General features: G+C 66.2%; 25 protein-coding genes. 16 read left to right on the forward strand and 9 right to left on the reverse strand.

Annotation, left to right across the window (positions count from 1 at the left end; translation table 11 throughout):
• Positions 1 to 96 precede the first annotated feature (96 nt).
• The 3 genes from ACFXKN_RS17405 to ACFXKN_RS17415 are packed head-to-tail and all read left to right on the forward strand — an operon-like array spanning position 97 to position 3,521.
• Positions 97 to 1,206, forward strand: a complete 1,110-nt coding sequence (locus ACFXKN_RS17405) for a flavin-containing monooxygenase (protein WP_379433360.1) — start codon at positions 97 to 99, stop codon at positions 1,204 to 1,206.
• Complete coding sequence (locus ACFXKN_RS17410; RefSeq protein WP_378951425.1) at positions 1,203 to 1,826, forward strand: hypothetical protein; 624 nt, start codon at positions 1,203 to 1,205, stop codon at positions 1,824 to 1,826. The genes ACFXKN_RS17405 and ACFXKN_RS17410 overlap by 4 nt, the downstream gene beginning before the upstream one ends.
• 45 nt (positions 1,827 to 1,871) lie before the next feature.
• Complete coding sequence (locus tag ACFXKN_RS17415) at positions 1,872 to 3,521, forward strand: LuxR C-terminal-related transcriptional regulator (protein WP_379433361.1); 1,650 nt, start codon at positions 1,872 to 1,874, stop codon at positions 3,519 to 3,521.
• A gap of 16 nt (positions 3,522 to 3,537) precedes the next feature.
• On the opposite strand, the gene ACFXKN_RS17420 is transcribed toward ACFXKN_RS17415, so the two are convergent.
• A complete protein-coding gene (locus ACFXKN_RS17420) occupies positions 3,538 to 3,975 on the reverse strand; it encodes a hypothetical protein (protein WP_379433362.1) in 438 nt (145 codons plus the stop codon).
• A gap of 6 nt (positions 3,976 to 3,981) precedes the next feature.
• Positions 3,982 to 4,161, reverse strand: a complete 180-nt coding sequence (locus tag ACFXKN_RS17425; protein WP_379433363.1) for a helix-turn-helix domain-containing protein — start codon at positions 4,159 to 4,161, stop codon at positions 3,982 to 3,984.
• Between the two features lie 127 nt (positions 4,162 to 4,288).
• Between ACFXKN_RS17425 and ACFXKN_RS17430 the strand changes: the two genes are divergently transcribed.
• Both ACFXKN_RS17430 and ACFXKN_RS17435 read left to right on the forward strand, forming a co-directional pair.
• Positions 4,289 to 5,632, forward strand: coding sequence for an oxygenase MpaB family protein (locus ACFXKN_RS17430; protein WP_379433364.1), 1,344 nt, complete (start codon positions 4,289 to 4,291; stop codon positions 5,630 to 5,632).
• A gap of 270 nt (positions 5,633 to 5,902) precedes the next feature.
• Entirely contained in the window at positions 5,903 to 6,280 is a 378-nt protein-coding gene (locus tag ACFXKN_RS17435) for a VOC family protein (RefSeq protein ID WP_378951413.1), read from the forward strand.
• A 51-nt stretch (positions 6,281 to 6,331) separates the two neighbouring features.
• Here ACFXKN_RS17435 and ACFXKN_RS17440 read toward each other — a convergent pair whose 3' ends face one another.
• Positions 6,332 to 7,249, reverse strand: coding sequence for an LLM class F420-dependent oxidoreductase (locus ACFXKN_RS17440; protein WP_378951408.1), 918 nt, complete (start codon positions 7,247 to 7,249; stop codon positions 6,332 to 6,334).
• A 274-nt stretch (positions 7,250 to 7,523) separates the two neighbouring features.
• Between ACFXKN_RS17440 and ACFXKN_RS17445 the strand changes: the two genes are divergently transcribed.
• The gene (locus tag ACFXKN_RS17445) at positions 7,524 to 8,408 is read left to right on the forward strand and encodes a PucR family transcriptional regulator (protein ID WP_378951405.1); all 885 of its coding nucleotides are present in this window, start codon (positions 7,524 to 7,526) and stop codon (positions 8,406 to 8,408) included.
• Between the two features lie 5 nt (positions 8,409 to 8,413).
• Here ACFXKN_RS17445 and ACFXKN_RS17450 read toward each other — a convergent pair whose 3' ends face one another.
• The gene (locus tag ACFXKN_RS17450; RefSeq protein ID WP_378952038.1) at positions 8,414 to 9,214 is read right to left on the reverse strand and encodes an adenylate/guanylate cyclase domain-containing protein; all 801 of its coding nucleotides are present in this window, start codon (positions 9,212 to 9,214) and stop codon (positions 8,414 to 8,416) included.
• 457 nt (positions 9,215 to 9,671) lie between these two features.
• Between ACFXKN_RS17450 and ACFXKN_RS17455 the strand changes: the two genes are divergently transcribed.
• Both ACFXKN_RS17455 and ACFXKN_RS17460 read left to right on the forward strand, forming a co-directional pair.
• Entirely contained in the window at positions 9,672 to 10,940 is a 1,269-nt protein-coding gene (locus ACFXKN_RS17455) for a PucR family transcriptional regulator (RefSeq protein ID WP_379433365.1), read from the forward strand.
• A gap of 268 nt (positions 10,941 to 11,208) precedes the next feature.
• Entirely contained in the window at positions 11,209 to 11,823 is a 615-nt protein-coding gene (locus tag ACFXKN_RS17460; RefSeq protein WP_378951399.1) for a TetR/AcrR family transcriptional regulator, read from the forward strand.
• Between the two features lie 101 nt (positions 11,824 to 11,924).
• Here ACFXKN_RS17460 and ACFXKN_RS17465 read toward each other — a convergent pair whose 3' ends face one another.
• The gene (locus ACFXKN_RS17465; protein WP_378951396.1) at positions 11,925 to 12,962 is read right to left on the reverse strand and encodes a crotonase/enoyl-CoA hydratase family protein; all 1,038 of its coding nucleotides are present in this window, start codon (positions 12,960 to 12,962) and stop codon (positions 11,925 to 11,927) included.
• A gap of 111 nt (positions 12,963 to 13,073) precedes the next feature.
• Complete coding sequence (locus ACFXKN_RS17470) at positions 13,074 to 13,406, reverse strand: YnfA family protein (RefSeq protein WP_378951392.1); 333 nt, start codon at positions 13,404 to 13,406, stop codon at positions 13,074 to 13,076.
• A gap of 109 nt (positions 13,407 to 13,515) precedes the next feature.
• On the opposite strand from ACFXKN_RS17470, the gene ACFXKN_RS17475 reads away from it, so the two are divergent.
• The 4 genes from ACFXKN_RS17475 (at position 13,516) to ACFXKN_RS17490 (ending at position 15,967) form a co-directional block, all read left to right on the forward strand.
• Entirely contained in the window at positions 13,516 to 13,851 is a 336-nt protein-coding gene (locus ACFXKN_RS17475) for an ArsR/SmtB family transcription factor (RefSeq protein WP_378951389.1), read from the forward strand.
• Positions 13,851 to 14,567: a cation transporter gene (locus ACFXKN_RS17480; protein ID WP_378951386.1), complete on the forward strand. Its 717-nt coding sequence runs from the start codon at positions 13,851 to 13,853 to the stop codon at positions 14,565 to 14,567. Before ACFXKN_RS17475 ends, ACFXKN_RS17480 begins: the two co-directional genes overlap by 1 nt.
• Positions 14,568 to 14,582: 15 nt before the next feature.
• The gene (locus ACFXKN_RS17485) at positions 14,583 to 15,194 is read left to right on the forward strand and encodes a methyltransferase family protein (protein WP_379433366.1); all 612 of its coding nucleotides are present in this window, start codon (positions 14,583 to 14,585) and stop codon (positions 15,192 to 15,194) included.
• Positions 15,195 to 15,316: 122 nt separating this feature from the next.
• The gene (locus tag ACFXKN_RS17490) at positions 15,317 to 15,967 is read left to right on the forward strand and encodes a hypothetical protein (protein ID WP_379433367.1); all 651 of its coding nucleotides are present in this window, start codon (positions 15,317 to 15,319) and stop codon (positions 15,965 to 15,967) included.
• Between the two features lie 33 nt (positions 15,968 to 16,000).
• Here the strand turns inward: ACFXKN_RS17490 and ACFXKN_RS17495 are convergent, their stop codons facing one another.
• The 3 genes from ACFXKN_RS17495 to ACFXKN_RS17505 all read right to left on the reverse strand — a co-directional run bounded on the left by ACFXKN_RS17495 (position 16,001) and on the right by ACFXKN_RS17505 (position 20,521).
• A complete protein-coding gene (locus tag ACFXKN_RS17495) occupies positions 16,001 to 18,904 on the reverse strand; it encodes a UPF0182 family protein (RefSeq protein WP_379433368.1) in 2,904 nt (967 codons plus the stop codon).
• 87 nt (positions 18,905 to 18,991) lie between these two features.
• On the reverse strand, positions 18,992 to 19,735 hold the full coding sequence (locus ACFXKN_RS17500; protein ID WP_378951377.1) for a Crp/Fnr family transcriptional regulator: 744 nt from the start codon (positions 19,733 to 19,735) through the stop codon (positions 18,992 to 18,994).
• Positions 19,736 to 19,849: 114 nt separating this feature from the next.
• Positions 19,850 to 20,521, reverse strand: coding sequence for a TetR/AcrR family transcriptional regulator (locus ACFXKN_RS17505; protein WP_378951374.1), 672 nt, complete (start codon positions 20,519 to 20,521; stop codon positions 19,850 to 19,852).
• Between the two features lie 92 nt (positions 20,522 to 20,613).
• Here ACFXKN_RS17505 and ACFXKN_RS17510 point away from each other — a divergent pair, with 92 nt between their 5' ends.
• From ACFXKN_RS17510 to ACFXKN_RS17525, 4 genes are read left to right on the forward strand one after another with little or no spacing between them, the layout of a single operon-like run.
• Positions 20,614 to 21,714, forward strand: a complete 1,101-nt coding sequence (locus tag ACFXKN_RS17510) for a hypothetical protein (RefSeq protein ID WP_378951371.1) — start codon at positions 20,614 to 20,616, stop codon at positions 21,712 to 21,714.
• Positions 21,715 to 21,726: 12 nt separating this feature from the next.
• Positions 21,727 to 22,287, forward strand: coding sequence for an ester cyclase (locus ACFXKN_RS17515; RefSeq protein ID WP_378951368.1), 561 nt, complete (start codon positions 21,727 to 21,729; stop codon positions 22,285 to 22,287).
• Positions 22,288 to 22,309: 22 nt separating this feature from the next.
• A complete protein-coding gene (locus ACFXKN_RS17520; protein WP_378951365.1) occupies positions 22,310 to 23,905 on the forward strand; it encodes a zinc-binding dehydrogenase in 1,596 nt (531 codons plus the stop codon).
• Positions 23,902 to 24,696: an MBL fold metallo-hydrolase gene (locus ACFXKN_RS17525; RefSeq protein WP_378951362.1), complete on the forward strand. Its 795-nt coding sequence runs from the start codon at positions 23,902 to 23,904 to the stop codon at positions 24,694 to 24,696. The genes ACFXKN_RS17520 and ACFXKN_RS17525 overlap by 4 nt, the downstream gene beginning before the upstream one ends.
• The last annotated feature ends 26 nt before the right edge of the window (positions 24,697 to 24,722 follow it).

Below are 24,722 nucleotides of genomic sequence, written 5' to 3' on the forward strand. Positions count from 1 at the left end.
GTGATCGCCGAGTACGCCAGGCTACCCACGCACCGTTGAGGTAAATGGGTGATTCGACCGACGCGGGCGTGGACGGGGGCCTCCTAGCGTTGGTTCATGACTACTCAACACATCGAAACGCTGATCATCGGGGCCGGTCAGGCCGGTCTTTCCTGCGGATTTCAGCTGCGGCGGAGCGGACGACCCGTTCTGATCGTCGACGGGAACGAGCGAGTCGGCGACAACTGGCGTCGGCAATGGGACACACTGCGCCTCTACACACCGGCGAAATACGATTCGCTACCCGGATTGCCGTTTCCCGCCGAGGACCGGTGGAGTTATCCGGGCAAGGACGAGGTAGCCGAGTATCTCGAAACCTACGCCTTGCAGTGGGACCTGCCGGTGCGGATGAGTACGCGGGTCGATCGATTGACCGCGCGCACGGGCGGGGGATACGCGGCGCGCGTCGGCGACGACACCATCACCTGTGACAACGTCGTCGTCGCCACCGGGACCTTCGGGCGCACCCCGTTCGTGCCGGATTTCGCGGCCGACCTCGACCCGGGTATCCGGCAACTGCACTCGAGCCGATACCGGCGCCCGAGTCAGCTGCAATCGGGAACGGTGCTGGTGGTAGGTGCCTCGCACTCGGGCACCGACATCGCCTACGAGGTGGCCGCGGTCCAGCCGACGATCCTCAGTGGTCGTGACTGCGGCCAGCTGCCGATCCGGCTCGAGTCCCGCGCTACGCGCTTCGTCATGCCGGTGTTGGTCTTCCTGGCCAGGCATGTGATCACCCGGCGAACGCCGATCGGGCGACAGGCGATGCGCGAGATCCGCTTCCACGGCGGTCCGATGCTCCGGGTCAAACGCGCGGACCTGGCCGCGCGGCAGGTTCGGCGCGAGACCTCCCGGGTCACCGGGGTGGTCGACGGGTCGCCGGTGCTGGCCGACGGCACCGTGCTCGACGTGCGCAACATCGTCTGGTGCACCGGCTTCGAGCAGGTCTTCGACTGGATCCAGGTTCCGGTGATCGGTGAGGACGGCTGGCCGCGGGAGTACCGCGGCGTGGTCGACGAGGCGCCCGGCCTGTTCTTCTGCGGGCTCAGCTTCCAATACGCGTTCAGCTCCATGCTGTGGCCCGGCGTCGGCCGAGATGCCCAGTACGTGGCACGCAGGATCGCGGCGCGGACGAATACGAGAGCGAAAGAAGCGGTGGCGCCATGAAAACCGAAAGAACGCTGGCAGTAGTTGTCGGCTCGGCCCCGGTGCTGATGACCGCGGCATTGCTGTGGCATCCGCCCATACCGGGCCGGTTGCCCGACACCGCCGCGATCGCCGACCACGTCGCGCACGATCCGACGCGATGGGGTCTGGCGCACGTGGCTGCCGCCGTCGCGTCGGCGGTGCTCATCCTCGCATTCGTGGCGATCCGGGCGCGCCTGCGGGAAGCAGGCGATCAGCGGCTCAGCGCCGCCGGCCTCGGCCTCGTCGTGGTCGCAGGCACGGCCTACGCCATGCTGGCGGGGATGGAGTTCGCGGCTCTGGCGGCACACGAGATCGGTGCGGACCCCTCGGCCGCTCAGTCCGTGATCAACCCCTGGTTCGTCGCCGTTCTGATGACCGGCGGACTGTCGTTCGCGCTGGGCATGCTCGGTTTCGCGGCGGCGATCAGACGCACCGCCGTACTGGGCTCCCGGCTGACCGCGGTCGTGGTTGTCGCTTTCGTTGTGCTGGCTGTCTCGCGATCGGTGCCGATCGGTGTCGTGCAATTCGGTGTGCAGTCGGCGGCGGCGCTGATGGCCCTTGTGCCGATCGCGTGGGCGATGTGGACAGCACGGATGTGATGACCGCGCCCGGCAGACGCGTAGGCTCACTGATAGGTGATCTGCATGGGTGTGGTCGACATCTTGCTTCGGGCCCGCAAAGCCTACGAACGTCGTGAATGGGTGGCGGCGTACGAGAGTCTGTCGGGCCTCGCGCCGGCTGAGCTCGACGACGCGGCCCTGGAAGCCGACGACTTCGCCCGCCTCGCCACCGCCGCGTACCTGACCGGCCGCGACAACGATTGCATCCAAGCATTGCAGCGGGCCTTTCAGCTGAACGTGACCGCGGGTGACACCCCGGCTGCTGTTCGGTGCTCGTTCTGGCTGGCCTTGGTTCTCATCAGCAACGGGGAAACCGCGGTGGGCGGCGGCTGGGTGGCCAGGGGCCAACGCCTGCTCGCCGATATTCCCGAGGACGTGGTGGAGCGTGGCTACCTGCTGATCCACGAGATGATGAGGCACGTGATGGCCGCCGAGTTCTCGTCGGCGTCCCAGCGAGCCGTCGAGATCGTCGGCTACGGACATCGATACGATGATCCGGACCTGATCGCGATGGGACTGGCGGCGCAGGGCCGGATCTCGCTGTACACCGGTGATGTCCGGCAGGGGCTCGCACTGTTCGACGAAGCGATGGTCGGTATCGCGGTCGGTGCCGTGTCGCCGATCTTCGCCGGTCAGGTCTATTGCACGATGATCGAGGGCTGTCAGGAGGCCTCGGACTTGGGCCGGGCCGCGGAATGGACGATCGCGCTGACGAACTGGTGTGATGCCCAACCCGGACTGGTTCCGTTCACCGGCCAATGCGCGGTACACCGCGGCCAGATCATGCGACTGCACGGCGCGTTCGACGAGGCCATCGAGGAATTCACCCGAGCCATCCGCCGATACGTCGCCGCGGGAACCACGTCGGCGGCGGGCTTCGCGTCGGCCGAGCGGGGCAAGGTGCTCCACATTCGCGGCGACTTCGACGCCGCGCAGTCCGCCTACGACGCGGCGATCGGCTACGGGTACGAACCGCAACCGGAGCTGGCGCTGCTGTGGCTGGCCAGGGGACGGACCTCGGCGGCCGTCGCCGCCATGGACCGACTGCTGGCCGAGCCTCGCGATCCGGTGCACCGCAGCCAGCTGCTGCCCGCGGCCGTGGAAATCATGGTGGCCGCCGAGAACTTCGATCGCGCGGTCGAGCTCGACGCCGAATTATCCACCCTTGCTGCCGCATTCGGTTGCGAAGCCCTGCTCGCTATGGCCGATTACGCCGCGGGCCACGTCGCCCTCGTGGGTGATCGCCCCGCCGAGGCTATTCCCGAACTGCGCCGAGCGGCCCGACTGTGGCACACCCTCGACGCGCCGTACGAGGGCGCGCGCTGCGCGGCACTGATCGGCCGTGCGTTGCGGGTGCTGGGCGACAATGACTCGGCCGCAGGCGAACTGGACACAGCGCGTCGCACGTTGACGACTCTCGGTGCTCGCCCCGCGTGCCGGGAGATCGCCGCACTGGCGCCGACTCCGCTACCCCGCGGCCTGAGTGCCAGGGAAGTCGAGGTTCTGCGCCTGGTCGCCGTCGGCAAGACCAACCACGAGATCGCGACCGCGCTGTTCCTCAGCGAGAAGACGATCGCCCGGCACCTGTCCAACATCTTCGTCAAGATCGAGGTGACCTCGCGAACCGCGGCCGCCGCCTTCGCCTACGAGCACCAGCTGGCCGACCAGCACTGACCTGGCCGAGTACGCCCTACGCGGTAGCCGCGGCCGTCGATTCGATCCACACCGTCAACACGTCCGCTGCGCGGTCGATGAGGCGTTGCCGGTCCATCTGCGGTTCTCGTTCCACCGCGATGCGCAGCGCGGCCGAAAATGCCAGTGTCATACCGATATACACGTATTCCTCCACCTCGGTGTCCGGCAGATCGGGGCGGCGATGGGCGATGAAGAGTCGGCAGAACTGGGCGATCTGTCCTTCCACCGCGGGCAGGATGTTGCTCTGCAGGCCCATCGGCACTTCGCTGGCGAGCGCGCTGATGATGGCCCGATCGCGTTCGAGCGCATCCACCAGGCAGACGAAGAGTTGCCGGACCGCGACTGCCGGTTCGAACGACAACGAGGCACCGATCGCCTTGATCAATTCCTGGGTCATCTCGGCGCTGGCGCGGTCGCGGAGCGCGGCCAGCAATTCGTTCTAGTCGGCGAAGTAGCGGTAAACGGTACCGATGCCGATATCGGCTTCCGCTGCGATGTGATTCGTCGTCAATCCTTGGTACCCATGACGGACCAAAAGCCGAGCAGTCGCGTCCAGAATGTTGTCGATCGTGGCTCGAGAGCGCCGCTGAACTGGACGATAACGTGCTGACCTGGCCATGTAGGCAGTGCATCACCGCTCGCAGTCGATGTCAATAACCGAGTTGAAGCGGAGCAATTTTCGGCTATAGCCTCGAAAGGCATTGCTGCGTCGGCGGATGCGCAGCGCCGGTGAGTGGAGTCGAGCCATGTCAGCTTCAACGTCGAAGTCGGCCGGTGACACCGGCGGCGCGTCCCACGCGTTCGACTACTACTACCGGCCGGGGATGGCACTACGGCCGTGGCCGCAACGTTCAACCGGCAATCGTGAGCTGTGGGATTGCGCGCGGCGCGGTTTCGTCGAGCCGATGGTCGCGCCTGCGCGACTGTCGGCACCGGGACCGTTGGTCGGCGTGGTCGCCGATCATCAATGGCAGGGCGACGAACTCATGGACGAGGTGGTGCTCGCTTTTCGCCGGATCGGCATGGCCGAGGGCAGGCGAATGCTCGAGCACGCGTTGGATCACGGGATCGAGACGGTGCCCGACGCACCGGCGGAGCTCGTTCGCCTGTTCGCGAGCCTCGACAATCCGCCGGCCTGGCACGATCCGCAACGCTGGGAACGGGGACGTCAGGTCTGGATCAACGCCTCGTTCGCCGGTAAGGCGGGCATGGCGGTGATGGACGCGCTGGCCACCTTCGTCGGCAATGACGTCTCGACCGCGACCGGTGCGACGCGACGGTTCATCAACGACTATCAGCGACGGATGTTCGAGAGCTACACCTGGTTCTGGAATGTCACCCGCGAGAGCGCGATGGACCGGCACTCGCCGTTCTTCACCGACACCGTCAAGGTTCGGCTGATGCACTCGCAGGTTCGCGCTGGACTGCGCCGAACCTGGGGCGAGGAGAGTTTCGAGCGCAACGGCTGCCCGATCTCGTGCACCGCGATGCTGATGGGCGCCATCTCGTTCGGCATCCTGCCGATGCTCGTCGACCTGGCCCACGGCCGCGAGCACGCACAGGCCGATCTCGATGACGCGATGGTCTATTGGGCACATATCGCCTACGTGTTCGGCGTCGCCGAGGAAGTCATTCCGACCACCGCGGCCGACGGCATCGAACTGCTGAACTACTACCTGCCCTACACCGGCGGCCCCACCGAGGCGACCGCCGCGATGTCGGAGGCCGCCGCGGCGAGCCTGTCCGATGAGGACGGGAACCTCACGCTGAAAGGCCGCGCCGTCACCGGCCCGCTACTCGCCATGATGGCCTACTTCGGCGGTGAACCCGCCGTGCGTGCCCTCGTCGCGACGACGCCCGCGCGGGACATCCCGATCGCCGGGTGGGTACGGCTCATCGGCCTGCTGGTCGTCGCCAACGTTCGGGTGAACAGGCTGTTCGACAAACTTCCGTTCCGCAGTGCGCGATTGCGAAGGCGTGCCGCCAAAGGCGACCGCTTCTGGCGTCTCAATGTGCTGACTTCGCGTGCGGCCGCGAAACGCAAGGGAATCCTGACGACTCCCTACGACCATCACGACACCACGTCATAGCCGCCCTCAGAGAGCCACCTTGCGAGCCGGCGGTCTACGCAGTGCCGTGCGAAGCGTCCTACACCACAAGGGGATCGGCGCCCACCTGCTCGAACGTATTCGACGAGAGCACCGGCATGAGGTTCCTTTGCTTCCTGTTCTTCGTCCTGCACGCTGGCTGAGGGCCGCTGGCTTCCCGTGGACGTGAGGCGCACTGGAACCGGTCGTGGTAAATGTGGTGGGTAACTGGGGCCGCTCGGCGCAGGGTCGAGGCCGTGAGTTCGGGGGAGTATGCCTGCGATTGCCAGATTCGGGGCGGTTTCGCTCGACAGCCGGGATCCGCGGCATCTCGGGCAGTTCTATAGAGCGTTGCTCGATTTCGAGATTCGGTACGAATCCGATGAGCTGGTGGTGCTTCGCGGCGCGGGAGTGACACTGACGATCGAGCAGGTAGCGGACCATATACCGCCGGACTGGCCGGGGAATCAGGTGCCCAAGCAGATGCATCTCGATCTGTTTGTGACAGACCTCGATAGCGCGGAGGTGGCGGCGATCGACCTGGGCGCGGTCAAGGCTGCCTTTCAGCCCGCTCCGGATAGGTGGCGGGTGCTTCTGGACCCCTCGGGGCACCCTTTCTGCCTTACGGTGCCATCTGCCGGCGGTGAGTGAAGCCGTTGGTGCGGTGGCGATCCGGCTCGAACCCACCCCGGCCCCTTGATCTCAGAGCTGCGATTGCACCTCGGCGGCGATGAGTTCCAGGTGGTCGAGGTCGGCGAGATCGAGGATCTGTAGGTAGATCCGGCTGGCACCGATCTCGCGATAGTGGGCGATCTTGTCGACGACCTCGGCGGGTGAACCGGCCAGGCCGTTGGTCTTCAGCTCGTCGACCTCGCGGCCGATCGCGGCGGCCCGGCGCGCCACCTCGGCGTCGGTGCGCCCGACGCAGGCGACCAGGGCGTTGGAGTACACCAGTTCATCGGTGCGCCCGGCCGTGCGCACCGCGGCGCGCACCCGGTCGAACTGGGCGGCGCTGTCGGCGACCGAGGCGAACGGCATGTTGAACTCGGTGGCATAGCGGGCCGCCAGGCGCGGGGTGCGGACCTTGCCGTTGCCGCCGATGATCACCGGCACCGGATCCTGCACCGGCTTGGGCAGGGCGGGGGAGTCGGTGAGCTGATAGTGGGCGCCGTCGAAGCTGAACGTGGCTCCCGGCTTGGTCTCCCACAGCCCGGTGACGATGGCCAGCTGCTCCTCGAGCAGACCGAAACGGTTGTCCGGGAACGGGATTCCGTACGCCGCGTGTTCGGCGGCGAACCAGCCGCTGCCGAGGCCGAGTTCGACCCGCCCGCCCGACATCTGATCCACCTGGGCGACCTGGATGGCCAGTGGTCCCGGCATCCGGAAGGTGGCGGCGGTGACCAGGGTGCCCAGCCGGATCCGGGAGGTGTCCCTGGCCAGCCCGGCCAGGGTGATCCAGGCGTCGGTCGGGCCGGGCAGGCCCGAGGCATCGCCCATGGCGAGGTAGTGGTCGGAACGGAAGAACGCGTCGAAGTCGAGCTCCTCGGTGGCGCGCGCCACCGACAGCAAGGTGTCGTAGTCGGCGCCCTGCTGGGGCTCGGTGAAGATGCGGAGGTCCATGATCACCATCGTGCCCGATGCGTACCGGGTACGCAGGTCGCAGCGAGCAAGCTCACGACGGCCGGCCAGGCAACTCGGCATGCGTGAGTGGACGCAGATCGAAGGTTGCATAATCAGGTGGTGCACTCTGGTGATGGTCTGTTCGATCGGCGCCTGTCCGACCGCGCGCGTGAGGTGATCCGCCGAGGTGCCGAGATCGCGATGAACGCGCCGGAGGAGTGGCTCGACGAACTAGGCCTATCGGGTCGGTCGAGATGTCGCATGGCGGCGGTGGATGACCATCGTCTTCATCCTGACGCCCGACCCGTTCGAGCTGCAAGAGGTCTTCGAGGTCACCGCCGCATCGATCGCCGGATTCGTCGACGGCACTGTCGAGGCGATCACCGAGGTCATCGGTGAGGTGCGCGACGAGCTCGCCCGCGGCTCGTATGCCGAACGCCGGGAAACGATTTCGCTGATTCTCGAGGGCGAGCCGATCAATATCGAACGCGCGGCGACCCGCCTCGGATACCGGCTCGACACCACCCATACCGCTGCTATCGCCTGGAGTGACATCCCCGGTGCCGAACTCGAGGAACCGCATCGGGTGACCAGAGCCCTCGCACAAGCCGCCGGTGCGGCGACGGCGCTGAGCCTGCTCGCCAGCGCGGCCACCCTGTGGGTGTGGGTGCCCGGCCCCACGGCGCCCGACACCGCGGCACTGACCGAAGCGCTGGACCATATCCCCGGCGTGCGTATCGCCATCGGCTCGACCGGTCGAAACCTCGCGGGCTTCCGGACGAGTCACCTCGACGCACAGGCCGCGCACCGAATCCTCGCCCGCCCGCACAGCACCCGGCGCACGGTCACCGTCAGCGAGGTGCAATTGACCTCGCTGATCACCGAAAACGGTGCTCAGGCAGACCGTTTCATCAAGTACACCCTCGGTGATCTGGAACATGCCGACAGCGAACTGCGGGAATCGGTACTCATCTACATCAACGAGCAATGCAACGCCACGCGCGCTGCGGCGCGCCTGTTCACCCACCGGAATACGATATTGCGCAGGCTGGCCCGCGCCGACGAGTTACTGCCTCGCCCGCTGGCGGAGAACAGTGTGCACATCGCTGTCGCGCTGGATGCGCTGGACTGGCGGCAGGGCATGCCTCAGTCCACGTGAGCGGCTTACCTCGCAGCGCCGACCGGGGTGAGGCGGTGCGTGCCTCGCAGGCCCTTGAGGGTCGCGTCGCGACCGGTCCCGATGGTGAGTTTCGTACTGCGACCGATCGCCTCCAGCACCGGCTCGCTGATCAGCACTTCCCCGCCCTCGGCCTGCGCGGTGACGCGCGCGGCCATGGCGACGTTGCGTCCGAACAGATCATCACCCCGGCGGACGGAGGTCCCCATGTGGATACCGATCCGGACCCTGAAATCGGTTGCGGCCCGTGATGATCCGGCGTCCTTGTGTAGCGCGGCCTGGATCGCGAGGCCGCAGCCGACCGCCTGCTCGGGAGCGGCGAAGGCGATCATGTAGCCGTCGCCCTGGTTCTTGACCACATGGCCACCGCGGTCCTGCACACATCGCGTGACGAGGCGGTTGTGGCGGTCCAGTAGCTTGACCCAAGCATGGTCGCCCAGTTGTTCGTTGAGGGCGGTCGATTGCTCGATGTCGGAGAACATGATAACGACGTTGCCGTCCGGCGCCAGCCTGGCCAGGTCGGGACGCTCGACCCGCGCCCAGCCCGCGAGGTCTTCGATGGAGGTCAGCACGGCAGCACGAAAACCTTTGGTACGCACCAGGTCCGCGGTCTGCCAGGCTGTTCGCACCGCCTCGCGACCGCCGACCACCAACCGCTGCGTCGTCGTGGCCCGACGCGGTGCCGGCCGTTTGCGCCGACTTCGGGCAAGCAGGATCGACAGGGTGATCAGGCCGACGGCTTCACCGGCGGCGACGATCGCGAGCACGACGATCACGACTGTGTTCATCGGATAAACCCTGGCCGAGTCGCGTCGCTGGCCGAACCCTGTAGCGGCTGCGCGCCCGAGCTGTTCACGCCAAAATAGTACACAGGCGTTCACTGGAATTTCGACCGGCATGTTCGGTGCATGCCGACGGCCGTCGGTCCCTCGTAGCCGACCCGGCCCCGTCCCCTTCTTTCGTCGTACCGAGGTCGATGTACAGCTGAAATGGCCCAACATTCGAGCCTCGACGTGACGCGGCCGAGAGCTGAGCGGAAGGTCGCGGAGAAGGTCATGCGTCCGCGTGCGCCGGAACCGCAGCACCGTCCGTACCGTGTTTCGGTGTACGGGTGACATACTTGGAAGGCCTCCGGTGGTGCATGGTGCACTATGAGAATCTCATTCGGGTGCGAAACGCCATTGGAACGCGAGACGGTGAGAACGCACGATGGAGCGCAAACACCCGAAAGGAGGAAATGTGCGCATGCCGAACAGCGCCCTGTCGGCCCCGATCGTGACGATGGCAGGTCGGCCGTTGGTCGACTGTCTCCCGGCGGCGTCAACGATTTCGGGCAAGATCATGAGCCGATACCTCGTCGATAGCGCACTGTCCGGCAGAGTGCCACTAGCGACCTTGCGTCGCGATGTCACCGCGACGGTGAAGGCATGCCTCGAGCTGGCCGCCAGGCTCCTCGCTGGTGAGGACGCTGCGAAACCACTGGCCGAGGTGCGCTTCGGCGTCATGGAATGGGCACACCAGGGCGTGCTCATCGACTCGATGCATACGGCAGTGCACACCGCCACGCGGATGGTGTTCGACCATCTCACCGCGCAGGCCGAGCCCGCAGCGGATCACCGGGCCGTGGCCCGGGTGACGCAGGTGTTCGTCGAGCTCACCAGCCGGCTCGCCACCGTGATTTCACAGGCGTACACGAGTGAGATGCGCGCTGCGGGGAGTGATGCCGCCGACGCTGTGGCCGCGGCTCTGATCGCCGGAAACGCAACACCGGCCATGGCCCGTGCCCGCGGGGTGCGGCTGGCCGAAAGCTACGTCGTCTTCGCTGTGGCGTTCGTGGCGCACAACGAAGAGCAGCCGCTCCTGGATCGACAGATCATCTCCCGCCGAACAATTCGCCGAGTCAGAGCCGAGGTGTCGCACCAGTGGGCTGACCATGCGTTGATGCAGATCGGTGCCGACTCGGCGACTCTGCTGATTCCGCAAGACCACTTCGATCCCGCAGGGGCAGAACGGCTCGTCGAGCACCTTGCCGTCGCGGCGCAGACGAGGATTCGCGCCACGTTCGTGTCGGCAAGAGCAGACGGAATCTCCGAAGAGATCGAGCGCGTGCGCGCGGTGCTCGACATCATGCGTCGCCTGCGCCGAGACGGGCTGGAGCGTTTCGAGGATCTGTCGCTGGAATATCAGCTGTCGAGGCCGGGCGCGGCCGGCCGACACTTGGCCGCGGCGTTGGACTCGCTCGACAAGCATCCGGTTCTGCTGGAGACGTTGAAGGCCCATCTCGCGACCCGCTCCACCCGCGTGCGCACGGCGCATGTACTGCACATACATCCCAACACCGTCGACTATCGGCTGAACAAGATCGCCGAGATCACCGGATTGGACCCGATGCACTCGGACGGGGTCTGGCGCCTGCGTTCTGCGCTCGTGGCCCGCATGATCGGTGTCGCCGATCAGGAGTCGGCCAACCGGGGCGACCCGGAACAGACTGCGCCCGCCGCACAGGCTTGCTGATCGGCGCGGCCCCGACAGCCCCCCGGCGCACTGTCGCGATCGACGTGGTTCACAGTTGCTCCCGTCCGGGAAAGTCGTCGAGCATTCCGCGTGATGTGCCGATCAGGGTGCGGGCGGCGTCAGCCTGGTGACCGTCCCGAGGGGACGCGTGACGGACAACGCGTTCGGGTCCCAACTGGGTCCGGACCTGATCCGCCCGCGCATCGAGCTGACGATTCGGCAGTCAGATGTGACTGTAACGTTGCCATCGGAGCAGAAAGGACCACCGGTGGTGACACGTGCTGAACAGCGAGACGCGACACGCGCGCGCATCTTGGAGGTGGCGACCGAGCTACTGATCGAACGTGGCTATTCAGCTTTGACCACCGTGGCCGTGCAGCAGCGGGCGGGTCTGAGTCGCGGTGCGCTCCTGCATCATTTCCCGACCGCGCGCGATCTGTCGGAGGCGCTTGTCGCCGATCTGGTCGTGCTCAACGAAGCGGCGACGCAGGCGGCGGCGGCGACCTTGGGTGACGCCGTCGACCCGGTAGAGCGTGCGCTGTCGGCCCTGTACTCGGCGTTGACGCAACCGCCCGCGCGGGCCGAGTTCGCGCTGTGGGCCGCGGCAGGCACCGATCCCGATCTCGCCGCCGCGCTGCGGGTGGCCGAGCGCAAGGCGGGGCGCGATCTGCACCGGGTGGTCGATGGGTTGTTCGGGGCGCCGATCGTGGCGCATCCGCGCTACCCGGCCGTTCGTGATCTGACCATCGCCGTCTTGCGGGGGCTCGCGGGCACGCGCGCGCTGCAGTCCTCGGATCAGGCGAACCGAGTCGTCCTCGCGCAGTGGGCCGACGCGATTCGGATCTTGTTGGCGCCCGGTCACATCAGCGAGGCCGACGGATAGAGCTCGTCGACGCCGACGAGCGGTCGCGGAGGATCGGCGAAGGCGAGACGGGTGCCCACTTCTTGCGCGTCGGTCGTCGACAACCTGGCGAGCCGTGGATGTCAATCCTGGTCGGGGAGTCGACGGTCGAACTCGGCCCGTTTGTAGTCGCCGTAGGGTTCGTCGCGTTCGCGGACTGCCTCCCGGAAACCGACTGTGGCGGCACGCAATTGGAATGCGTAGCCTTCCCTGGTGTGGCGGGAGATGCCGTCGAAGACGGTGCTGATCATGCCGGAGTTGGCCACGCCTTGGGACAGCAGCGCCGAATTGAGCGCGAGTTTGGCCATCATCAGCTGGTTGACCGGCATGCGGGCGATCCGGCCGACCAGCTCTTCGGTGCGTTCGTCGAGCTCCTCCGCCGGGCACGATTCCACCGCCAGCCCCCATTCCTCGGCTTGCTTGCCGCTGATGCTGTCGCCGGTGAAGAGCAACCGCTTGGCGCGGGCGTCGCCGATACGGTGGGCCCACATCCCGGCCGCGGGAATGCCCCAGGTGCGGGCCGGTGGGTAGCCGATCTTGGTGTCGTCGGCGCAGATGATCTGGTCGCTGTACAGGGCGATGTCGGTGCCGCCTGCGATGGCGAAGCCGTGCAGTTTCGCGACGGTGGGCTTGTTGGCGTGCAGCAGGCTGGCGAAGCCCTTGTTGCAGCGGCTCATCATCGCGTAGTCGATCATCGGATCCCAGGTGCCCCACGGGTTGTGATTGACCGCGTTCACTACCGGGTCGAGTACGGTGCCGGTGATCTCGTCGGGGCCTTCGGCGGTTCGGAAGCCCTTCTCCGCGAACATGTCCAGGTCGTAGCCGCCGCAGAAGCCCTTACCGCGGCCACTGACCAGGATCACGTGCACGCGTGGGTCCAGGTCGGCTCGCTCGACGGCGTGGGCGAGGTCGCGTGGGGTGTCCGGGGTGATCGAGTTGCCCTTCTCTGGGCGGTTGAACGTGATGCGGGCAATACGTCCGTCGCGCTCGTAGGTGAGGGTCGAGTAGTCGTAGTCATAGTCGGGCTCGGGGCGATCCTGCCACGGCGAGTCGGGGACTTCTGTCCAGTTGTCGTACCAGCCCGCGGGGCGGTTGCCTGCGTGCGGAGGAGTCTCCGACATAGATAGTCCTTTCGATCGCTGGTCCGGCGCGGACTGCTCGCCAGGTGTTGTGCAGCATGGCCGATCGAGCATTGACAGTCAAGAGTGACTGTGAAAGCGTCTGGGCTGTGGTCAGCCGCGTGGTGCGTACATGATGACCGCGACGCCGACCAGGCAGATCGCTGCGCCGGTGACGTCCCAGCGGTCGGGCCGGAAACCGTCGAGCGCCATACCCCAGAGCAGTGATCCGGCGACGAATACCCCGCCGTAGGCGGCGAGGATGCGTCCGAAGTTCGCGTCGGGCTGCAATGTCGCGACGAACCCGTATACGCCGAGTGCGATGATGCCCGCCCCGATCCAGGCCCAGCCGCGGTGCTCGCGCACGCCCTGCCAGACCAGCCAGGCCCCGCCGATCTCGGCGATGGCGGCCAGGACGAACAGCAGGATCGAGCGCGCCACAGTCATGCGCAGAGCCTAGAAGTCGGCTGCCTGGTCACCGTGGTGCCCCACCCTCGACCCGAAACGGAGACTATCCACCCTTTTCTGAATACAGATTCAGATGTACTGTTTGGCTATGGAGACATTGCCGGTGCTGCACACCGACGCGCTTGCCCGATTCGGGCATGCGCTGTCGGACCCGACTCGCACCCAGATCCTGCTGAATCTGCGGCAGTCGCCGGGGTACCCGTCGCAGCTCGCCGAGCGCATCGGGGTAACGCGCCAGATCTTGTCCAATCACCTGGCCTGTCTGCGTGGATGCGGTCTGGTCGTCGCAGTTCCCGAAGGGCGGCGCAGTCGTTACGAGCTCGCCGACGCTCGCATCGGCGCCGCTCTCGATGACCTGCTCGGACTGGTCCTTGCCGTAGATCCGGCGTGCTGCCCGGATGCGGACACCGATGGGTGCTGCTGATGGCCGCACTCGGTATGCTCTCGTTGCCATCCGCTGTGCGGGTAGGGCCTGATCCGGCGCGTAAAGCGTTGTTGTCGAAGCGGATTCGCTGGTTTGTCGCCGCGACGATCACCTACAACGTGATCGAGGCGATCATCGCTCTCACCGAGGGTGTTCGGGTGTCCTCCACCGCGCTGATCGGGTTCGGTCTGGACTCGGTGATCGAGGTGTCCTCCGCCGCCGCGGTCGCGTGGCAGTTCGCCGGACGCGACCCCGAGAAGCGGGAGAAGGTCGCGCTGCGCATCATCGCGTTCTCCTTCTTCGCTCTGGCCGCCTACGTCACCATCGACTCGCTGCGCGCCCTGTTCGGTATCGGCGAGGCCAGGCACTCCACGGTCGGGATCGCGCTGGCCGCGGCCAGTCTGGTCATCATGCCGGTCCTCTCGGCCGCGCAACGCCGCGCCGGACGTGAACTCGGATCCGCCTCTGCCGTGGCCGATTCCGAACAAACCCTGCTGTGCACCTATCTCTCGGCGGTGCTGCTGGTCGGATTGCTGCTCAACAGCCTGCTTGGCTGGTCGTTGGCCGATCCGATCGCGGCGCTGGTGATCGCGGTGATCGCGGTGAAGGAAGGTCTCAACGCCTGGAAAGGCGATACGTGCTGTGCGACACCACCGATCGGTGCCGCCGCGAAACCCACCGTCCAGGCCGATTCCTGCGCCTGCTGCGACGACTGAAATCGAGGAAGAACAATGGCCGCTTGGCTGGCATCAGTGCTGTATCTGCTGTTCGGCGCCTTGGGATTCGGATGGCGCAGCTGGCGACAGCACCGCGCCACCGGTTCCACCGGATTCCGGGGCATCAGCGGACGACCCGGCTCCTTGGAATGGTTCGCCGGTGTCGGATTCATCGCCGCGATCGCAGTCGGACTCGCCGCCCCGGTGCTCCAGCTGGTCGATGTCGTCGCGCCGATCCCGTGGCTGTCCTCGGCCGCGATCCAAGCCGCCGGGACGGTGCTCGCGCTCGCCGGGATCGCCGCGACGCTGTACGCGCAGAACCAGATGGGCGAGTCCTGGCGAATCGGCGTCGACGCCACCGAGACAACAACTTTGGTGCACACCGGAGTGTTCGGGATCGTGCGGAACCCGATTTTCACGGCAATGCTCGTCTTCGCCGCCGGTGTCACGTTGCTGATCCCGAACGTCGTCGCGATCGCGGGGTTCGTGGTGCTTCTGGTAACTATCGAACTGCAAGTCCGGGTCGTCGAGGAGCCGTATCTGGCCCGCGTGCACGGCCCGGGGTATCAGTCGTATCTGGCGGCAACGGGCAGGTTCGTTCCCGGCATCGGCAGACGGAAAATGTAGTCGGGCAGCGAGCGCAGCGAACATCGCTTGTGAGTTCGGTTCGTCGAGCCACCCAGCGGGCCGGTGAATGTGCGCGGTCGGGCAGAATCGCCGCTGACGCACGGGAGGAACGGGGAGTCGTGGTGAACACGTTTGTGGTTGATGTGAGCCAGGAGGCTGGGGTACGTGGGGACCGCAGCACAATCGGTGGGTGGCCGGTGCTGGAGGCTGGGCAGGCGGTGCCGGTGTGCGAGTGCGGGTTGACGATGGCGTTGTTCTTCCAGGTCGCGGTGCCCCACGCGGTGCCGGTGTTCGGAGGCGATCAGCTGCTGGTGTTCCAGTGCCCGGACGAGAGCGACTGCAGCGACGCGGAGCGACAGTTACCGACGGGGTATTGGGACCAGCGGCCGAAGGGTCAGGGATTCTGGCGGATTCTGTTGCAGCGGAACGGGTCAGCGGTGGACGAGGTGGATCCGTATCTGCAGGTGCGGCGGCTGGTGCTGTCGGAGGTCATCGATGCCAGCGAGTACAACGAGGGGTTGCCGTTACAGGACTTCAAGGTAGGTGGGGCGCCGTTCTGGTTTCAGGGGCCTGAGTGGTATCGGTGTGCGTGTGGGACCGACATGGTGTTCCTGTGTCATGTTCCGGAGAATTTCGACTTCTACCAGTTTCTGAACGCCGACGTCGACATGGTGGCCTTCGACGACGGGTTGCTCGTAGGCAACGCGGTGTACATCCTGGCGTGCCCGCAGCGGTGTCATCCGGCGGCTGCTTTTCCGGTGTGCCAGAACTGAATTCGGCAGGTTTGAACGTGGACGTTGATGTCCTCACTTGTTCGGGCGAAGAATGTCATCGAGTTGCTGCTCGAGTCGATCGAGCGCCGCACGGGCCGCCTCTAGTTCGGCCTCCAGCCGGGCGATCGTGGCCTCGTCCATCAGTGGTGGGGCAGTTGAGGACTGCGGCTCACCCGGTGGCACCGCCGCCCGGCCCGGGGGTGGCGGTGCGGCCGCGCTGCCGCCGGGTGGGGTTGCGAGATTGCCGGTGGCGGGGCCGAATACCTGATCGAGCGCCTCGGCGAGGGTCGGTGCGTAGCCGACTCTGACTCCGCCCGTGCCGGGTTCCCGGTAGCTGGCCAATACGCGTGCCAGCTGCGGGAAAGTCGAGCCGTTCGGGGCCGTCGATATCCGTTCGGTGAACAGTGGTTCGACGTAGAGCACGCCGCCGTCGGCGATCGGCAGGGTGAGCAGGTTGCCGTACTGAATTCGGTTGGAGCGTTCCAGCAGGGTTCGCTCGGAAGCCACTCGCGTGTCGGAGATCATCGAGTTCTGTATCTGTTGTGGTCCCTGGGTGAGCGTGTCGGTGGGCAACTGCAAAATACTGAATTTGCCGTAGTTCTCAGGGTCGGAGTGCACGGAGATATACGCGGACAAGAACTCCCGTTTGAACCCGACCATCGCACTGGTCAACCGGAACGATGGCGCGGCGGTGTCCGGGTCGCCGAGCAGCACGTAGAAGGGCGGCTGCTGGGGGTTGGCGTCGACGGTCGGATCGCTGGGAACCGACCAGAAGGCGTTGTTGGTGAAGAACTCCCGTGGATCGTCCACGTGGTAGCGGGCGAGCATCTCGCGCTGGATGACGAACAGATCCTCCGGGTATCGGAAATGCGCGCGCAGGTCGTCGCTGATCGTCTCCGCGGGTTCGACGGTGCCGGGGAACGCCCGCATCCAGGCCGATAGCACCGGGTCGTCGGGGTCGACCTGGTACAGCGTCACGGTGCCGTCGTAGGCGTCGACGGTGGCCTTGACCGAGTTCCGCACGTAGGAGATCTCGGCCGGATTGCGCAACGGCCTGCCGTCATCGCGGGCGAGCGCTTCCAGCGAACTCCGCGCAGCGTAGGGGTAGCCGTCGATCGCGGTGTACGCGTCGACGATCCAGACGATCCGGCCGTCGACGACCGCCGGATACGGGTTGTTGTCGGCGGTGAGCCACGGTGCGACCAGTTCGACACGCTCGCTCGGGTCGCGATGGAAGATGATCTTCGAATCGGGCCCGATCGCCGTGGCGAAGAGAATGTTTCGTTCGGTGTAGGTTGCGGCGAAGGCGAGTCGGTTGAACCAGTTCCCGATCGGTACACCGCCCGCGCCCGTGTAGGTGTACTGGGTCGTGTCGGTGTCGTACTCGCGAGGCTCGGTGCCGCCGCCGACGATGGCGTAGTCGGGATCGGCTTGCGCGATCACCTCACCGAAGTAGATGCGTGGTTGTTGGACCGGGATCACTTGGTGGCCGGCTCGTTGGGAGGCGATGTCGCTGACCGCGTAGATCGGGTACCCGCTGTTGCTGGCCGAACTATCGCCCGACGCTTCCCGGACCGCCGCGTTGACCCGGTTCGCCGGCGCTGCGACGAACCCGTCACCGTGGGTGTATACGGTGTGCCGATTGACCCAATGCGATTGATTGCCGCTGAGTGCGCTCGGGGTCAACTCTCGCGCCGCGACGACATAGTCGCGCAATTGGCCGTCGATGCGGTAGCGGTCGAGGTCCAGGTTCTCCGGGAAGCTGTAGAAGTTCTTGAGCTGCTGCTGCTGGGTGAAGGTCCGGGAGAGAACATGCGGGTCGAGCAGCCGGAGATTGGCGATCGTGGTCGCGTCGGCGGCGACCTCGGGCGGCGGTCTGGAACCGACACCAGGATAGGGCCGGTAGTCGACCATCTCGCTGCCGATCCCGTAAGCCTGTCTCGTTGCCGCGATATTGCGTTCTATATAGGCGCTCTCCCGGTCGGCAGCGTTGGGCCGCACCGAGAACTGTTCCACCGCCAGCGGCCAGATGCCCCCGGCCACGATCGACGACAGCAACAGCAGGACCGCGGCCATCGCCGGGACCCGGAGATCGCGGATCACGACCGCTGAGAAGACCGCGGCGGCACAGATCAGGGCAATCGCGAGGAGAATGAACCGGGCAGGCAAGACGGCATTGATATCGGTGTATCCGGCCCCGGCGAATGTCGGTTCCCGCCGATGGCTCGACAACAACGCATAACGGTCGAGCCAGTACGCGCAGGCCTTGAACACGAAGAACAGCCCGACGAGCACCGCGAGCTGTACGCGGGCCGCGTGACTGAGGCCGATCGATCTGCCCGCCGGTCGGAGTCCGCCGAACAGGTAATGCGTTGCCAGACAAGCCAGAAACGCGAAGAACACGGCGACGAACAGCCAGCTCAGGATGAGTCGGTAGAACGGCAGATCGAAGACGAAGAAGCCGATATCGATCCCGAATTCGGGGTCCTGCTCGCCGAACGACCCGCCGTGCAGGAACAGCTGCACCGTCTCCCACCTCGAGTGCCCGATCAGACCACAGATCAGCCCGAATCCGGCGGCGATCCCCAACCCGAAGCGCAGCGGCCACCGGCCGACCACGCGGCGGTACTCGCTGAGCGGGTCGTCGGTGCGTGCGGTGGGGAAGAAGACCGAACGTGAGCGGTATGCCAACCACATGGCGAGGAACATCGCGCCACCGAGGCACACCGCGATCACGGCGAACATCGCCAGCTTGGTGAGGAGCACGGTGAACCAGACACCGCGATAGCCGACCTCGCCGAACCACAACCAATTGACGTATGCGCCGATCAGGCGCGGCACGATCAGCAATAACACGAAGAACACCGTGGCGGCCGTCAGCATCAGTCGGAGTCTTCGGGGAACTCGTCCCGAAGCGGAGTCGTCTCGTGCGCTCATCTGCCGCTCCTGTGACCACGTCCGATCACCTGACCGACGGCGGCCATCTGGTGGCAATTCTACTCGCCGGGCCGCTGAGCAGCGCAGTCAGCGCGGTTCGGCAGGAAGGCAGAGGTGGCGCAGCCCATCGGCATTTACGATGTCGATCGCCCCGTCGCCGATGTTGATCAGGCTGTGTCGTTCGAATTCTTTGAGGATCTTGTTCAGCGATTGGTGCTGGACACCGAGCATGGCGGCGAGGGTGTGTTCGGCCAGTCGGACCGACCCGTCGACCGCTTCGTCGAGCAGCAACTGGGACACCTGGTTGGGCAGTGGGCGGCCGAGAACGTTGATCAGCCGTGCCTGACTCAGCGAAACGCGGTGCGCCACACTGGAAAGCCAGCGACGCGCGATCACGGGATGGCCGGCGAGCAGGGCTTCGAAGTCGGTGTCGGCCAGGAACAGGCATTCCGACTCGGTGAGTGTGCGCGCGGTGTAGGTCGGCGGCATTTCCAGCAGCAGTGCGATGTCACCATCGACATCGCCCGGGCCGAGCACGCCGACGACCGCGCGTCGGCTGCCCGAACCAACGGATAGTTCGACCTGCCCGTGCCGCACGATCCACACGCCGTCCGGTGGCGCGCCCGCCGAGAACAGCAGCGATCCGGCGGGCAAGGATTTGCGCTCGATCCGATCGGCGAGTGCGGTGAGGTCGCCGGGGTGCAGGGGAGCGGTGGGGCCGCGGCCCACGCATTGCGCGACCCAGGCCGCGTGCCGTAGCTGGTCGTCGTAGAACGACTCCTCACCGATCGTGCGAACCAAGTGGGAGAACATCCGGTGGCTGTGGATCATCGCTGGCTCCAGGTGGGTGATTCTGGCGAACCTGTCATCCCCGCTGACAATTATCCTCGCCATGGCAACCCAACGCGATCGCCGGATAATCCGGCCACTCCGACCTCCTCGTCGTCAGTGCTGAGTGGCCAGTCGTGACAGGAGTGCGTCCAGTGCGAGGTTCATGGCGAATTCGTACTCTTCGGTGCCGTCGAATCGGGCGAGGTGCTGGGCGGCGGCCGCTACCGCGGGGAGCTCGCTGACCTCGAGGGTTGCCTGGCGTCGGGCGATAGCGGTGGTATCGGTGGTGCCGTAGGTGGGCCCGGCATCGACCTCTCGGAGCAGGGTTCCGATGAGGGTGGCGACGAACGTTCGGAGTAGGTGGACGGATTCGCGGGGAGTGCACCCCGCGTTGTGGAGAACACTCAGAACCGCCTCGACGGGGGCCAGGCCCTCGAACGACGCGAGCTGGCGAGTGAGGACGAGCGAGGCTGCTTGCGGGTGATCCAATGCGCGTTCGCGAAACGCCATGGCGATCGCCCAGAGATCGGCTCGCACGTCGCCGGTCGCATCCGGTAAGGCGATGGATCCCAGCAGATGCTCGGCGACGGAATCGAGTAGCCCGTCTTTGCCGTCGACGTGATGGTAAAGGCTCTTGGCGTCGACTCCGAGCACCCGCCCGACTGCGCGCATGCTCACCGCCGCGACGCCCTCGGCGTCGATCACCTTCAGCGTCGCCTCGACGATCGCCGCGCGGGAGAGCTGCTGCTCGTTCTTGGGCGGACGTCCTCGGCGTGGCGCGGTCATGGACTCATCATGCCCGAACCCATTGCGAAAATCCACACCGTGGGTATAGCCTGATCCGCAATAAACCCACACTGTGGATAAAGGAGCTGACGATGCGATTTCCGTGGAGTTCGGCCGACGTGGTGGATCTGCCGGGCATCGGCACCCCGATCGATACGTTGACCCTCCCGACCGATGCGGACGGCGGGCCGGGCACACGGCTACGCCTGCTCAGGGAGCAGGGCTCGGCATTCCGGCGCGAATTCCCCTCGACCGGCATGCCGGACAGCGTGCGGACCTGCGACCTGATCACGCTCCCGTACCCGACCAGGTTCGGGTTGTTCCGGGCATCGCGGGCACTGGCACCGTTCCTCTCGATCACCAACCGGATGTTGGTGATCCGGTGGACCGAATCCGACGGCACGCCGCGAGTGCTGCTCTTCGAGCCGTCCGATCACGAACTCGGCCGCTACACCCCGTATTTCGACAGCCTCACCCGGCGCACACCGAAGCTCGTCCAACGGCAGATGGTCCGTGCACACGGCACGGTCGCAGACCATCTGGCCCGTCTCGGCATCGCGCGCGACGACGTCGACTACCTGATGTTCGATCACCTGCACACCCAGGACCTGCGGCGCTGGGTCGGAACCACCGCGTACCAGGACGACCTGGGCGCGCACCCGAAGCCGAGTTTTCCGAACGCGAAGGTGATCGTGCAGCGCGACGAGCTCGCCGGCATGGCCGAACTCCATCCGCTGCAGCGGCCCTGGTACCAACCCGCCACCTACCGCGATGTCCCACCGGAAGCGTTCCTGCCCATCGACGGTTCGGTGCTGCTCGGGCCCGGCGTCGCCGTGGTCAAGACACCCGGTCATGTGTTCGGCAATCAGAGTCTGCTGCTGAACACCTCGACCGGTGTCTGGGCGAGCAGCGAGAACGTCATCGCCGCCGAGGCGCTCACCCCCGAACATTCCGGGCTTCCCGGGCTGGCGTCGTGGGCGAGGTCCTGGCAGCACGAGGTCGTGCTCAATGCCAACACCATCGAAACCACTGCCGATCAATACAACTCGATCGTCCTGGAGAAGACCCTCGTCGACCGCAGTCAGCGGGATTCGCGGTTCCTGCAGTTCTTCCCCTCCAGCGAACTCACGGCCTCCTGGACCAATCCGGGCACGGCACCGACGTTCGCGCACCGCCAACTCACCCACGGCTGAAGGAGTTCCGCCTTGTCCCGCTTCACCCTGCCGCCCGAAGACGTTCTGCGCGCACGCGAGAAGCTCGTGCTCGATCACTTCCACGATGAGGTCCGCCAGGACTGGGACGCGACTCTGTCGACGTTTCCGCATCCGCACTACGAACTCATCGCCCAGATGACCGTCCACGACGGCGACGCGGACGTGCGTGAGTACTACCAGGACACCCGCGTCGCCTTCCCCGACCAGGACCACGAGATCATCGCCTTCCGGCACGCCCACGACGCGGTGATCGTCGAATTCTGGTTGCTGGGAACACATCTGGGCCCGCTGGGCAAGATCCCACCGACCGGCTCCCGGCACCGCACCCGGATGACCGCGTACTTCCTCTTCGATGCCGAGGAGCGCCTCGTCGTCGAACGCATCTACTTCGACCAGCTGACCATTCTCAAACAACTCGTCGCCGGTTTGGACAAGAAGAACCCGGCCGACCTGCTCACCCTCGCCCGCGTGGTGGCGGGGGCGCTCGCCATGGCAGGCGCCGAGCCGGATCCGCGGCTGACCGACACCGTCGCCCCCGATCTCGACAACTGACCGACCCGAGGAGAACACAACCATGACTATGCGTGCGCTGATCAGCGGCAACGGCCCCGAGTGGACTGTCGAGGAGATCGAACGTCCGGACCGATTGGGGGCGGTCCGAGTTCAGGTGATGGCCGCCGGGCTCAATCGGGCGGATCTGTACGCTCTCGATGGCACCTACACCGCTGCCGGTCAGACCGAAGGCACCTTCACCGCGGGCATGGAGGTTGCCGGCATCGTCGAACGGTCCAGCCTGCTCGCCCCCGGTCTTCCGGTGGGGACCCGGGTCATGGGCATCACCGCAGGCGCGTTCGCCGACTACGCCCTGTGTCATCCGCGGATGCTGGTCCCGATCCCTGCGCACCTCAGCTTCGAGGAGGCCGCGACCTTGCCGGTCGGGCTCATCACCGAGCACGACGCCCTGGTCACCCAGGCCGGATTCAGGCCGGGCGACTCCGTTCTGATCGTGGGCGGCACCAGCTCGATCGGACTCGTCGGAATCCAGCTCGCCAAGGCTCTCGGCGCGGGAACGGTGATCGCCACGACCACCACCGAGGACAAGCGCGGCGCTTTGGTGGCCGCCGGGGCGGACGTCACCGTCGATACCGCGACCGGCAACCTCGTCGAATCCGTTCTCGCGGCGACGGACGGCCGAGGCGCCGACATCACCCTCGACCATGTCGGTGGCGACCTGTTCGCCCAGCTGCCGATGGCAACCGCCATCGGCGGACGGATCGTGAGCATCGGCCGTCTCGCCGGCGCGGCGACCGAGCTGAATCTGGACACCATCGCCTTCCGGCGGCAGAAACTCATCGGCACCACCTTCAGCATCCGCACCAGGACGGAGCTCGGCGACGTGGTTCAGGCACTCATCCCGGAAGTGCTCCCGGCGGTCCAGGATGGTCGGATCACCCCGCATCTCGACAGTGTCCATGCTGCCGCTGAGGCGACGACCGCGGCGGACCGACTCCGGGCGAACGCGGCCACCGGAAAAGTCGTCCTGTCCTTTGCCGACGTCCACACCGGCACCCCACCCGCGCCGAGCGGCACCGCGAACATGTGGGGCAGCATCGCCCAGATCGGTTATGTCGTCCGCGATATCGAAGCCTCGATGCAGCATTTCGTCGCCTGCGGAATAGGTCCGTGGTTCTACTTGAAGGGGGTTGAGCCGACGGACTTCCGCTATCGCGGTGAGCCCGCCGACATGGCGATGGATGTGGCAGTCGCCAACAGCGGAGACATCCAGATCGAGCTCATCACCCCGGTCAACGACGCCCCGTCGATGTATCGCGACTTCCTCGATGCCGGGCACGAGGGCGTCCAGCATGTCGCCTACTGGTCGGAAAACTACCAACAGCTCTACGACCGCGCACTCGCCGCCGGCTTCACCGTCGGCCAAGAAGGCCAGATCGGTGGTGCGGACGGACGGTTCGCCTATCTGCAGACCGAGCACCATCCGGGCACGGTCATCGAGATCTCCGACCTCGGCGGCTCCAAGAAGTTCATCTTCGACCTGATCAAACTGGCCGCCGCGAACTGGGACGGCAGCAACCCGATCCAGGAGATCGATGCCGCCCTCATCGGCGGGGACCCCGCCGCACAGGCCGCGATGCTCGAGGCGCTCGGATGAAGATCCACCATCTCAACTGCGGCACCATGCGGCCCTGGGCAACCCCTGCCGGACTGGTCTGCCACGTCCTGCTCGTCGAAACCCCCAACGGCCTCGTCCTGGTCGACACCGGGTTCGGCCGCAGCGATGTCGCCGACCCGGCCGCGCGATTCGGCCCGGCCCGGTTCTATGTCCGGCCGGCTTTCGACGCGACGGAAACGGCCATCACCCAGATGACGCGACTCGGCTTCGACCCGCACGATGTGCGCCACGTCGTGCTCACCCATTTCGACGCCGATCACACCGGAGGGCTGTCGGATTTCCCGTGGGCCACGGTGCATCTCACCGCCGCTGAGAACGCGGCCGCCGTCCACCCCAGGGGAGTTGTCGAGCGCGGACGGTACCTGTCGTCGCATCGCGTGCACGGCCCGAGCATCGTCGAACACACCCCGGCCCGAAGCGAGACCTGGCGCGGTTTCCCCGGGGCCGAGGAGCTCACCGACATTTCCCCCGGCATCGTCCTGATCAGCCTGCCCGGCCACTCGCGCGGCCACGCCGCGGTCGCGGTCGATGCCGACGACCACTGGGTCCTGCACGTCGGTGACGCCTTCTACCATCCCGGCCAGCTCGACGGAACCGGCGAAGTACCCACTGCTCTCACCGCAATGGAACGCTTCATCGCCCACGATTGGAAACGGGTTCAGGCCAACCACCAGCGACTCTCCGAACTGTGGCAGGAGGCGGATTCCGGCCTCCTGCTCGTCAACGCCCACGACCCCAGCCTGCTGCACCTCGCCCAGAAACGCGGCTGACCGGCGAACCCAGTGCCGAAGTGACT

Origin of the sequence: Nocardia sp. NPDC059195, from assembly GCF_042754695.1 — a bacterium.
Classification (GTDB): Bacteria; Actinomycetota; Actinomycetes; order Mycobacteriales; family Mycobacteriaceae; genus Nocardia.